We start from the raw sequence: 12,665 nt of genomic DNA, 5'->3' as shown, positions 1-12,665 counted from the left end.
TCAGGCCGAATTCCATTCGGCCAGGATGGGTTGGCGAACACGCGAGGCCTCCTGCGAAAAGGTCTCATGGAAAGTGAAGCTGCTGCCCGACATATCGACAAGGCGATGGGCCTGAGGCTGGGGTTGCGGCTGCCCCAGTGGCTGCTGCAAGTTCTCGGCATCGCCCCCGATAGGCGCTGCCGGCTGGCGCTTTCTGATCCGACCGTCGACCGAGCGGTACAGATTGACCACGCGCAAGCCAAAACGCGTCACCCCCCAGGCTTGGCTTGGCAGCGTAATGTCATTGAAGAACTTGTAAGAAGCACCGGTCAGCAACTTGCCAGCGGCCTGCAATCCGGCCCTTGCTTGGGAACTCAATAGACTGAAGCTTCGGACCGCCGGGCTTGCGGCGACTTCAACCGCCCGGGAAGCGCCCGTCGCCGCTATGCCTGCGCCCCCTAAACTGGCCGCGACACCCACCGCTGCAAAGGTCAGCGATGCCCAGTTCAGGACGTTGATTTGACTGGAGCGATCCCAGCCCATCTGATTGTCGACCGCCTCAACGCTCAGTGCGGCAATCCCCAACGTCCCACCTACCGAGGCCGCGCCTGAGGCCGCCAACAGCGCACTCTTGCCGGCAATGGTCAGTACAGCGGCTTGAGCGCTGATGGCAGCGAGCAAGCCCGCAGTTGCAAGCCCAGCGGTGACCACCGACATGCCCAGTGCAACACCGGTCAGTGCCCACCGGGCCCATGTTGGAAAACTGAAGAGGCCGCTGGGGTCCGACCAATTCACCGGGTCACCGCCACAATAGGCGTAGCTGTTGATCCCGCCCTCGTCAAAAGGACTGAGGGGATCAGGAGAGAGAAACACCATGAGTTCGGGATCATAGGCACGGCGCCCATTACCCAGGTGATAGAGGTTGACCGGTACGTCCAGCCGTTCGCCGTTGTATGCGGGCAGTTGCAGATGGACCATCGAAGGAGGCGTGCCATCTGCCAAGGCGATCCTGGCGTCACCGTAGGGCGCGTACTGCCGGCGCACCTGCTCCATGCCCGGCGCCACCACACCGCGGACACTGCCAGCGCCGTCATTGACCAGTAGTTGCTCGCGATTACCGTGATCACGGTAGGCCAGCACCTGGTCGCCGTCGCGCACGTAATGCACCCGTTTACTGCCCTCCACCAGCGTGTCGAGCCGATCCCCGGCATAGGCCAGCATCACGGGGGCTTCGTTGCCTCGCGCAGCAAGCACCTGGCGTGCTTCGCCGTCGTATTGATAGCTGTACCTGAGGGCGTCGACCTGCACACCAGTGAGCTGGTCAAAACCGTTGTACGCAAAGCTGCGGCTGGAGGTGCCCTGCTGCAAATTACCGGAGGCGTCATAGCTCAGGGTCTGGTTTTGCACCGGGTTAGTGTGGGTTACGCGCGTCAGGCAAGCAGGATCTTGACCCTGGAAAAAACGCTCGCTACGGTCGCTACCGCCATCGGTAAATGTCGTCTGCACTTCGGTCATATTATCGAGACCGTCGTAACTGAAATGCTGCTGCTTGATCGCCCGACCCAATCGATCCATGGGGAATTGCGTGCCGTCGCACACATAGGATTTGAGCCGCGAATAACCATCGTAAGTGAACGTCTCGCCCGTGACCACGGCGTCATTCGCATCTTTCAACGTGCGAGTGGCCAGCAGGCCATCGTCGTAATAGGTGCTGACGATGTTCTGCAGTAGCGCACCGAACTGATCCAGCTTACGTTCTGACTCACGCCCCCATGCGTCATAGACCACCGAGTCGGTAAGACGCATGAATTGGTAACTGAGGGTTCGCGCCGATGGGCGCCCCAGGCTGTCGTAAGCCTGGATCGTGCCGATAAAACCGGTGGTTGTCTGTTGGAGGCGTCCGAACAGGTCATATTTCAGGTCACTGCGCTGCCCATCCGCCGAGGTATGCCGCAACAGCCGCCCACCCGGTGAGTAGCTGGTCAGGCTAGTCAATGCCTGATTGCCCAGCGTCTGAACTTCCTTGGCGAGATAGCCGTTCTCGTCGTAACTCATCTCATGCTTGAGCCCGGCTGTAAGGGATTGTCGCATCGCGCCACTGATGGGGTCGTACTCAAGGTCTATCGGCGCATGCCCTGCCATCTGGACGCCCGTCAATGTTTCCAGCTCGAGGTCATACCGGTACTCCTGGCGGTCACCGCGCGGCGAAGTCACCGCCACTGGCGCAACCTGGTTGGGCTTGTACTCCCAGGTCGTGGCTGTTGCGTTGCCACGCGCTTGGGAAATGACGCGGCCCAGGCTGTCGTATTCACGCGTGCCAAGCAGCTTGCTGTCTACGGTGAGGGTGCGCACCATTGGCTCACTGGTGCCAAGCGCATACGTCGTCAACCGCTCACGGGGCGGCGTTCCGTCGGATGGGGTTTCCAGGCTGCGCACCACACGATCAAAAATGTCATAGGCGTATTCAGTCTTGGTCTTCCTGGCATCGATGCGCTCCGTGCAGCGGCCCAGCCCGTCATAAGTACGGGTTTCCACCACAATGCGCGCACCGCCAACGCTCACGCGCTCAACCCGTGCAGGTTGATTGTGTTCGTTGAACCAGGTTTCCAGTTGCGCGTCACCTTGCACTCCCGTCACCCGGCGGTTGAGGAGCGGGTCATATTCATCGATCAATACCCGACCATCGGGTTGAGTTACCGTCCACGGGTTGCCCCAGATGTTATAGGCGTGGCTGGTTTTCAATGTACGTGGCCCATCACCCAGATAATCCAGACGGGTTTGCTTCACGAGCCGCCCGAGTGCGTCGTACGCCCAGGAACCCAGAAGCCTGTCATTGTCCGCGATGCCATCAAGCGATTGCGCAGCAGAGAGCTGGCGTCCCATGCCATCGAAATACGTGAAGAGCACGGTGCCTTGTGCGTCCGTGGTGACCAAATGGGCCATCTTGGCCCCGGCCGAAAAGTGATAGGCATAACGACGTCGGGCCATCTGGGGCTTGCCTGGCGCGGCGGTTTCCGATGTCAGCCGCCCACTGACATCGTACGTCATCGCCAGGCTGCCGACGGCATCACGTGTCATGTCGAGCAGACGCTGATTGGTCAGCGACCACGCGCGCGCGGACTCGAGCCATTGACCAGGCTCACGCCCCTTCAAGCTCCGGACTTCGGTGATCGAGTCGCCATTGAAGGTGCAGGTGAAATCGGAGACCAGAGAGAGTTTGTCGATCGTCGTCGTGGAGCTTTTCAAGCGACCATGCAGGGCGGGGTTGGCGGCCACAGAATGATAGGTATAAGACGTATGGGTGCCCCCTTCAAGGTTGATGGCAAGCGGCATGACGAAGTAGCCGCCCCCCGTTATCGAGACGTCGGTGTGGGAATGTTCAGTGGTCCGAGCCGCAGTGGTCGATCTGGCCGGGAAAAGCTTTTCCAGCTTCAGGTAACGTTGAAAGAGTCCATGGGGGTCGGCAGGGCATCTTCGGGGCTCGCCGGTCACCGGGTAATAAGTGTATTCGGTGCGTACGCCGGAGGCCTCGGTGCGGCTTAGTTCGTTGCCGAAGTCATCGGTGGTGATACTGACCACTTCCGCCCTTGGGGGTTTGCCACCCTGAGGATACAGCTCAAAGGTCTTGGTGATGCGGCTCGGAAGTTGGAGATTGGCGGGCTGATTTGGAAACTGGACGCCCCGAACTTCATTGTAGACAGTCTCGGTTTTGACCTGGCTGCCATTGGCTAGCATTAATTCCTCAGTCAACAGGTGAAAACGATTATAAGTGGCGCGGGTAGACCGCAGGGGCTTGCCATTATTATCAACGTAAGTTTCTTCCGCCCAATAAGCGTACTCGCTATCCACCCGATACAAATTATCCTGGCCCTGGCGAAATCCGCCATTAAGAGGATATCCCGTGAAGTTACGGTTGGGACTGTAGTTATAAGAGCGGACGACAGAGGGCTGCCCGCGTCCGGGGTTTTGCTCCCAGTAGGTGACGACCGGAATATACAAACGGGCATCGTATTGATGCCCATTGGGGTTATACCGAATTATCTCCTGCCCCCCCATGGGTGTCATAACCTGCGAAATAGCTACCATTGCATCAGGCAACCTGAGGTACTGAAACGAATAGGCCTCACTTGCGACTGGCCCGGCCAAGTCATAAGGAACCGTGACCTTGGTCAGTTGATTGTCGATATGAGTATATTCAAATCGCGTACGGGCATAACGATTACCATCAATTAGTGTATCGGCGGTTACCAGCGATCCGGCGGAATACTTTAACATCAACAGGTCGGTTTCTTTATCGTCAACAATGCTCTGCAATAAGTTATTACCGCCATACCGGAAGGTCAGCCGCTCGCCATTTTCGAACTGGATGGCACTGATCTTATAGGGACCGGGAATGCTGAGGGGACGCAGGATTTCGACAGTGCCATCCTTGTAAATTACGTGCAGCGTATTTTGCGCAACCCGTTTTATGGTGAGGTCCTTCAACTTATGGTCGGTAATAACAGCATTGTCCCCTACGGAGGGCAGCCCTTGGGTTAGATATTGTTCACCGTTGAGTAGCGTAAGCTTGAAGCTGTTCGGGTCAAATTCGGTATTCGACAAGCTCCAGCCTTTACCGTAGCCACTGTTGCGGGTATCCATCATCGAGAACGCCAAGGCAATCTCTCGGCTGATCTCTAACGGCCCTTTTGGGCTCAAGACTGCCAAACGAACCAGACACCCATACTGCCCGGTACGCAGGTCAACCGAACCGCCGAGGTGGGCACTGAAATTAAACGCGTTCGAATAGATGTCCATAGGTCCACCGCTTCGCACTTGGAGAGGGGATGAAATGCCTGGAACGTCAGGGTTTTGAAGTGGCGCGCAGCACCATCACATTGTAATTGTCGGTCTCGGTCAGGTAATAGTGATGCGAGCAGCCATAACTATCGACCATTGTCCAAATACTGGCCCCTTGTTGATCGGTGTTGGGGTTATCCAACCAGGCCTTGACTCGCGCAGCACGCATGATGGTATTGCGCTTGTTCGCAGGAATTGGGTCATTTCCCCCTGAAGATTTTTTCAGCAGGCTATTCATTGTGATGTTTCCAACAGTATTACCCCGTATGACACCGCCGATCTGTCTAATACCGTGCCCAATGTCCCGAGTGTAGTAAATATCAAAGTGATCCCCCTGAACAGATGAATCTTTTAATTTTACGGGATCAGTCGGAGGTATATTCTCGACAAATCTCAACCCAAGGGGGGGCGTCCAATAATAAATATCCACATCCACACCCTGCACTGAAAAGGCGTCGGTATCAGCCCAATGATCGAGCCGCTCAGCAGACAATGTATAGGGCTCTTGACACTTAACAGTGACAGATGATTGATAATTAACATTATCTCTCTCCATATTAGTTGTATATGTTTTACGTCCCACCGTAATTTTTGCCATAAACTGCTGATTACCACTTGATCTCAGATCACACCTCAGGTATCGCTTCTCATTTTCGAGCGGACCAATACCGGGCATCGGCTGAATAATAGGGTTAGAAGGGGCTGTAGCCATGCTGGGTTCCTCAAGCACCCCCGACCACCGACCCATGTTAAATTCGTTCCTTTTTGTATCACAATACCATCCGGCCGGAATTGTCGCTTCTGGGTTTGTGGAATACTCAACCACCGTGGCACTTTCAAGCTCCGTCGCCTCAAAGGCTGCCAGCTCCCATATACCTTCAGCGTTTCTCCTCTCCTTTTGGACAATTATATTGACTTGACATTGCTGTTTGCCACCCAGATACACCTCATTATTAACTACATTGCCACCATCGCGAGGAAATTCAATATCAAACGTTTTTAAACGAACATTGGGATCTTCCGCTTTCATTTCCTTCTCCTTATCCAACATAGAGAACAGTTATCATCAACGCCACATCTTGTACCGGCCTGATGCAAGTAAGCGCTTTATAGAAGGGACCGCCTACTGTTAGAAATAACAGTTTTTCCGGAATTTTCAGGTCAAAAGGAAATAGCGATTTCCTGCTTTATCGCCAGGCTGAATATAAATGTGAAAGCGGGCTTGTGGAGGAGCAAGCAAGCCTGCACATTTGGTTTCAGCATTTTCAAATCCAGGAGGAACACATGAACCAGGCCGACTACCTCATCATCGGCGGTGGCATCGCCGGCGCATCCGCCGGCTACTGGCTGTCACACCATGCCCGCGTCATCGTGCTGGAACGCGAGTCGATGCCGGGTTACCACTCCACCGGCCGTTCCGCCGCCCTGTACATCGCCGCCTATGGTACGCCCCAGGTCCGCGCGCTGACGCTGGGCAGCCGCGCCTTCTTCGATCAGCCGCCCGCAGGCTTTGCCGAACACCCCTTGCTCACCCCACGGGGCGAATTGCTGGTGGACTTGATTGGCGACCCCGGTGAGTTGCAGCGCCAGTACCTGAGTGCCAAAGCCCTTGTGCCAGAAACGCGACTGCTCGACGTCGAGGAGTCGATGTCCATGATGCCGATCCTGCGCCGGGAAAAAGTCCATGGCGGGATCTACGACCCGACCGTGTGTGACATCGATACCGATGCGCTCTATCAAGGTTACCTGCGCGGCATTCGGCGCAATGGCGGAGAAATCCACACCGACAGTGAGGTGCAGAAACTGACCCGTGACGGTCAGGGACTGTGGCAAGTGCGCACGGCCCAACAACACTTCAGCGCCCCGGTGATCATCAACGCCGCCGGCGCCTGGGCCGACCATATCGGCGAGTTGGCCGGTGCACAGAAAATCGGCCTGCAACCCAAACGTCGCAGCGCGTTCGTCTTCTCTCCACCCGCCGAGCTGAACATCCACGCATGGCCGGAGCTGGCGGCCCTCGACGGTTCGTTCTATATGAAACCCGACGCCGGCATGTTCCTCGGCTCACCGGCCAATGCCGACCCGGTGGAGCCCCACGATGTGCAACCGGAAGAGCTGGACATCGCCACGGGGATCTATCACATCGAAGAAGCCACCACCCTGAGTATCCGCCGACCTGCGCGGACCTGGGCCGGGCTGCGCAGTTTCGTCAGCGATGGTGATCTGGTCTGCGGGTTCGATCCACAGGTGGAGGGATTATTCTGGATTGCGGCTCAGGGCGGCTATGGGATTCAGACCTCACCAGCGATGGGCCAGGCCAGTGCGGCGCTGGTGCGCGGGAAGCCGTTGCCGGATGCATTGGCGGCGTTCGGGTTGACCGAAGCGATGCTGTCGCCCCACCGGCTGCAAGCCTCGACCTGACCTGTGTGGCGGGGGAGCTTGCTGTGGCGAGGGAGCTCCCTCCCACAGCAAGCTCCCTCGCCACACGTTATTTCCAGCGGTCAGCGGCTGCGTGATCGCTGTCGCGCCCTTCCACCCAGCGTGGCCCTTCGCTGGTGTTTTCCTTCTTCCAGAACGGAGCGCGCGTCTTCAGGTAGTCCATCACAAAGGCGCAGGCATCGAACGCGGCCTGACGATGGGCGCTGGCCGCCGCAACAAACACGATCGGCTCACCCGGCTCCAGGGCGCCAATGCGATGCAACACTTCCAGCTTGAGCAGCGGCCAGCGTTGCTCGGCCTCCACGACGATTTTGCCGAGAGCCTTTTCAGTCATGCCCGGGTAGTGTTCGAGGAACATCCCCGCCACATCCAGGCCATCATTGAAGTCGCGCACATAGCCGACAAAACTCACCACCGCGCCTACGCCCACATTGGCCGCATGCATCGCATTGACCTCGGCGCCGGGATCAAACGCCTCGGCCTGCACCCGAATCGCCATGGTCAGCCTCCGGTCACGGGCGGGAAGAATGCCACTTCGTCGCCAGCTTGCAGCGGCTCTTCAAGGTCGCACAGTTCCTGGTTACGAGCGCACATCAGGCTGGCCTCATTGAGCACTGCGAATTCCGGGTCACCGGCCAATGCCTGGCGTACAGCGTCGACCGTCGCGAAGTCACCTTCCATCTCCAGGGAGTCCAGGCCAATCGCTTCGCTGTAGCGCGCAAAAAACAGTACGTTGATGCTCATGCCTGGTCCGCCTTGAAATGCCCGCTCTTGCCGCCGAGTTTCTCCAGCAGCCGAATGGTTTCGATGGTCATGCCACGGTCCACGGCCTTGCACATGTCGTAGATCGTCAGGGCGGCAACACTGGCCGCGGTCAACGCTTCCATCTCCACGCCGGTCTGCCCGGAGAGTTTGCAGCGGGCGACGATGCGCACCGCGTCCAGGCCATCGGCACTGAGCTCGACCTTGACCCCGGTGAGCATCAACGGGTGGCACAGGGGAATCAGATCACTGGTTTTTTTTGCGGCCTGGATCCCGGCGATACGGGCCACGGCAAACACGTCGCCCTTGGGGTGGGCGCCGTCGACAATCATTTTCAGGGTCTCGGGCAACATGCGCACCCGCGCTTCGGCCACGGCTTCACGGAACGTCACGGCTTTTTCAGTGACGTCGACCATGTGGGCGCGACCTTGGGAATCGAGATGAGTCAGCACAGGGATACTCCTGATCAGGAGCTCCGATTGTAAACCCAACGCCGATCAAATGTGGGAGCTGGCTTTTGTGGGAGTCGGGCTTGCCCGCGATGCAGGCACCTCGGTATGTCATTTACACCGAGGTGATGCTATCGCAGGCAAACCAGCTCCCACATTGACCGTGGTTACAGGTGAGATTCGGCGTATTCGGCCAGAATCGAGCGAGGGACACCTTGCAGCGCAATGTGCACGCCGTTCGGGAAGTCCTTGAAGCGTTCCGTCAGGTAAGTCAGCCCGGAGCTGGTCGCGGACAGGTAAGGGGTGTCGATCTGTGCCAGGTTGCCCAGGCACACCACTTTGGAACCGGCGCCGGCACGGGTGATGATGGTTTTCATCTGGTGCGGCGTGAGGTTCTGGCATTCATCGATCAAAATCAGGCTCTGCTGGAAGCTGCGACCTCGAATGTAGTTGAGGGATTTGAACTGCAACGGCACTTTGCTGAGGATGTAGTCGACGCTGCCATGGGTGTTTTCGTCATCCATGTGCAAGGCTTCGAGGTTGTCGGTGATCGCCCCCAGCCACGGCTCCATTTTTTCCGCTTCGGTGCCGGGCAGGAAGCCGATTTCCTGGTCCAGGCCCTGCACGCTGCGGGTGGCGATGATGCGGCGATAGCGTTTGGTAACCATGGTCTGTTCGATGGCGGCGGCCAGGGCGAGGATGGTTTTCCCCGAACCTGCGGCGCCGGTCAGGTTAACCAGGTGGATGTCCGGATCAAGCAAGGCATACAGCGCCAGGCTCTGGTAGATATCACGCGGTTTCAGGCCCCAGGCTTCCTGGTGCAACAGGGGTTCCTGATGCAGGTCGAGGATCAGCAGCTTGTCGACCTGGATCTCTTTGATCCAGCCCACAAAACCCTGTTCGTCGATGATGAATTCGTTGATGTGCACAGCCGGCAGGTTGTCGATCAGCTGTACCTGGTGCCAGGTGCGGCCATGGTCCTGACGGGTTTCGACCTTGCTGACGCGATCCCAGAACGAGCCGGTCATGGTGTGATAACCACGAGACAGCATCGACACGTCGTCAACCAGTTGGTCGGTACTGTAGTCCTCGGCAGCGATCCCACACGCTCGTGCCTTGAGGCGCATATTGATGTCTTTGGTCACCAGCACCAGGCGCAGATCCTTGTCGCGTGCGTGCAGGTCGATCAATTGGTTGATGATTTTGTTGTCGTTCAGATTTTCCGGCAGCAGGCTGTTGGGCTCGCTGCGCTTGTTCATCAGAATCGACAGCAAGCCCTTGGGCCCGCCTTTGCCACGCTGGATCGGTACGCCCACCTCGACATCGTCGGGGGAGGCTTCGCCGAGGGTCTTGTCGATCAGGCGGATGGCCTGGCGGCATTCGGCGGCAACGCTGTGGTGCCCGCTTTTGAGTTTGTCGAGCTCCTCAAGCACGATCATCGGGATGGCGACGTGGTGTTCTTCGAAGTTGAGCAGTGCGTTTGGATCGTGAATCAGTACATTGGTATCAAGCACATAAAGGATTGGCTGGTCGGAAGAAGGGTTACGTCCATGATCATCCATACTCGGTCACCTTTGTGGGAGCCAGTCGACGCAATACCACGACAGTGCTGCGCCTCGATTCGACCGTCGAACGCACTTGAGGGGCGTCAAGTGCTGTGCACACAAGAGGTGTCTTGGAAGACGCCACCTGTGTTGCAGGTTTCGGCTGTCTGTCTTCGTAATACCGCAAAACACATGACAGGAAAAAGCACTTTGACGCTTTTTTGAAGTTTATTTTTCAGGATGACGAATAGCACTAGGCGCGCCGGCATTGCACCGTTAAAGTCGGAAGTCCGCCTGTATCGAAATACCTCCCAAATTCCCCCCTGAAAAACCTCAGCCCCAACAGGGCCGGGCTTTTCGTGCTTTTTCAGCGAAACGCTTCGCGGCAATCCTGCCAGCCGAGTCCACTTTCTGCCGTGGCGTGTAAAAGCCAGGGTAAAGCGATGCGCGCCTTGTCCTGGGTGTCGTGGAAGACGATCACCCCGCGCCGCCACAACAGCATCAGTGTGAGCACGCGGTTCGCCGACTCATCAGCCTTGAGCTTGCCGGGTTCGTCTTCCGAGTCGATGTCCCACAACGCTACTTGCAGCCCTTGTGACTGGAAAAATCCCTGGCTGTCGGACCGGCGCTGACCGTACGGCGGGCGGAACAGCGGCAGGTAGTTTTCCGGCATCAGGTTTTGCGCCAGGGAGGCGCTGCGGGTGATGGACGACTGCCAGTCGACCCAGTGGCTATGGGAGCGGTACTGCCAGCCCTGGATGCCGACGCACTGGCCCTGGTACAGCGCCTGCACATCGGTGGCCGAGCTTTTCTCGACGCGGGTTTGCAGGCTGTTGCCGAGCACGAAGAAGAGGCTGTGCATTTTCTGTTTGCGCAGGTAGTCGGCGAGCCAGTCAGTATTGCCGCTGACCGGGGACGGTCCGCTGTCGAAGGTCAGCAGGAACATCCGGTCGTTGAGTTCGTCGCCGTTGCGCTCGTGGTCGCCGAAGCGGGCGATTTCGCTGCTGATCTGGGGAAACAGGGCGGCCTTGCGCAACTGTTCATCCAGGTAGCGCTCGTGGAATGCGCGGCTGGGGCCGGCCCAGCCTATATAGAAGGAGTTGTCGCTGACTTCGAATTTGGCGGCTTGTTCGCGCAGGTCGTCCATGTTTTCCACGAGGTAGCAGAAGGAGGCGTCCTGTTCGCAGCTTTGTTGGGCGAAGGTGTAGTTTTCCAGTAGCCGTTGCCAGAGTTGACGGCGCAGGTCGTCGATCGAGGCCTGGTTGATGATCTTCAGGCCCAGGCGCTGCTTGAGGGCGGGCTCGTCGAGGGCTTCGCTGGCCAGCAGGGTATGGGCGAACATCAGGATTTCTGCGCGTGAGGCGACGTCGAACAGGGCGGGGCTGCTGAGGCGTTCGGGCCAGGTGCCGCGGTCCAGGGTCGCGACATCCACGGGGGCGGCTTGGGCGCCCAGGCAGATGAGCCAGGCTGACAGTAAAAGCGCAATTCGCACGAAGGGTCTCCCTTTCCAGAGTCGTCGGGCACTATAGCCGATCGTGTGGGGGCGCTATTGGGTTGGTGTGTATATGCGTTATTTGAGTGATGGCTTGTATTGGTTCCGCTCTTACAGCGGCTCACTTTTGAACGCTTTTGCAAAGTGACTCGCTGTAAGAGCGAAACCATAAGCCGCCGTAACCGCAGAAACGGATATGCCCCCCCCAACGACCGCACAGCTATCTATCACCATCATAGGTGGAGTCAAACCGCCCTACCCCCTAGAATCCCCCCACGATTAAAGGAGACGACTTCATGCTGACGGTGATTTCCCCCGCCAAAACCCTCGATTTCGAGTCAAAGCCGGTCACCCCGCGCTTCACCCAGCCGCAATACCTCGACCACTCCCAGGAGTTGATCGAACAACTGCGCGAACTCAGCCCGGCGCAAATCAGCGAACTGATGCACGTCTCCGACAAAATCGGCGGCCTCAACGCCGCACGCTTCGGCAGCTGGACCCCCGCCTTCACCCCCGCCAACGCCAAACAAGCCCTGCTGGCATTCAAGGGCGACGTCTACACCGGCCTCAACGCCGAAACCCTCAAGGACGCCGACTTCACCTACGCCCAGGACCACCTGCGCATGCTCTCCGGCCTGTACGGCCTGCTGCGGCCGCTGGACCTGATGATGCCGTACCGCCTCGAAATGGGCACCAAACTGCCCAACGCCCGTGGCAAGGACCTGTACGCTTTCTGGGGCACCCGCATCAGCGAGTGGCTCAACGAAGCCCTGGCCGAACAAGGCGATGACGTGCTGCTCAACCTCGCGTCCAACGAGTACTTCTCGGCAGTCAAACGCCCGGCATTGAAAGCGCGGATCATCAACACCGAGTTCAAGGATCTGAAAAACGGCCAGTACAAGATCATCAGCTTCTACGCCAAGAAGGCCCGGGGCATGATGAGCCGCTTCGTGATTGAAGAACGCATCAACGACCCGGCCAGGCTCAAGGAGTTTGACGTGCAGGGTTATCGCTTCAATGCGGAGCAGTCGAAGCCGGATAACCTGGTGTTCCTGCGGGATCACGCACCGGAATAACCTGACAACGAAGATCCAAATGTGGGAGCGGGCTTGCTCGCGAAAGCGGTGGTTCAGTCGATGCCTTTATTGCCTGACACGCCGC

General features: G+C 58.0%; 9 protein-coding genes. 2 read left to right on the top strand and 7 right to left on the bottom strand.

Translation table 11 applies throughout. From position 1 onward, the window contains the following. Together ACW9I6_RS08445 and ACW9I6_RS08440 are read right to left on the bottom strand one after the other, a co-directional pair. Nucleotides 1-4,776 (bottom strand): RHS repeat domain-containing protein, encoded by a 4,776-nt coding sequence (locus ACW9I6_RS08445; protein WP_457339179.1) that lies wholly within the window; start codon nt 4,774-4,776, stop codon nt 1-3. Nucleotides 4,777-4,822: 46 nt separating this feature from the next. Continuing rightward, nucleotides 4,823-5,848 (bottom strand): hypothetical protein, encoded by a 1,026-nt coding sequence (locus tag ACW9I6_RS08440; RefSeq protein WP_087692829.1) that lies wholly within the window; start codon nt 5,846-5,848, stop codon nt 4,823-4,825. A 254-nt stretch (nt 5,849-6,102) separates the two neighbouring features. On the opposite strand from ACW9I6_RS08440, the gene ACW9I6_RS08435 reads away from it, so the two are divergent. Continuing rightward, complete coding sequence (locus ACW9I6_RS08435; protein ID WP_457339178.1) at nt 6,103-7,239, top strand: NAD(P)/FAD-dependent oxidoreductase; 1,137 nt, start codon at nt 6,103-6,105, stop codon at nt 7,237-7,239. A 67-nt stretch (nt 7,240-7,306) separates the two neighbouring features. Here ACW9I6_RS08435 and moaE read toward each other — a convergent pair whose 3' ends face one another. The 5 genes from moaE to ACW9I6_RS08410 form a co-directional block, all read right to left on the bottom strand. Further along, a complete protein-coding gene (gene moaE, locus ACW9I6_RS08430) occupies nt 7,307-7,756 on the bottom strand; it encodes a molybdopterin synthase catalytic subunit MoaE (protein WP_003216307.1) in 450 nt (149 codons plus the stop codon). Nucleotides 7,757-7,758: 2 nt separating this feature from the next. Next, nucleotides 7,759-8,001, bottom strand: a complete 243-nt coding sequence (gene moaD / locus ACW9I6_RS08425) for a molybdopterin converting factor subunit 1 (RefSeq protein WP_003216306.1) — start codon at nt 7,999-8,001, stop codon at nt 7,759-7,761. Continuing rightward, nucleotides 7,998-8,471, bottom strand: coding sequence for a cyclic pyranopterin monophosphate synthase MoaC (gene moaC / locus ACW9I6_RS08420; protein ID WP_008435663.1), 474 nt, complete (start codon nt 8,469-8,471; stop codon nt 7,998-8,000). Before moaC ends, moaD begins: the two co-directional genes overlap by 4 nt. Nucleotides 8,472-8,635: 164 nt before the next feature. After that, nucleotides 8,636-10,030, bottom strand: a complete 1,395-nt coding sequence (locus ACW9I6_RS08415) for a PhoH family protein (protein WP_008435664.1) — start codon at nt 10,028-10,030, stop codon at nt 8,636-8,638. Nucleotides 10,031-10,379: 349 nt separating this feature from the next. Then, nucleotides 10,380-11,504 (bottom strand): polysaccharide deacetylase family protein, encoded by a 1,125-nt coding sequence (locus ACW9I6_RS08410; protein ID WP_457339177.1) that lies wholly within the window; start codon nt 11,502-11,504, stop codon nt 10,380-10,382. Nucleotides 11,505-11,800: 296 nt separating this feature from the next. Here ACW9I6_RS08410 and yaaA point away from each other — a divergent pair, with 296 nt between their 5' ends. After that, nucleotides 11,801-12,580 (top strand): peroxide stress protein YaaA, encoded by a 780-nt coding sequence (yaaA, locus tag ACW9I6_RS08405; RefSeq protein WP_102606060.1) that lies wholly within the window; start codon nt 11,801-11,803, stop codon nt 12,578-12,580. Nucleotides 12,581-12,665: the final 85 nt, after the last annotated feature.

It is taken from the genome of Pseudomonas sp. SDO5522_S412 (assembly GCF_054071215.1).
Note: the sequence above shows the minus strand (reverse complement) of the source record. Positions and strands in the feature narration are given on the sequence as shown.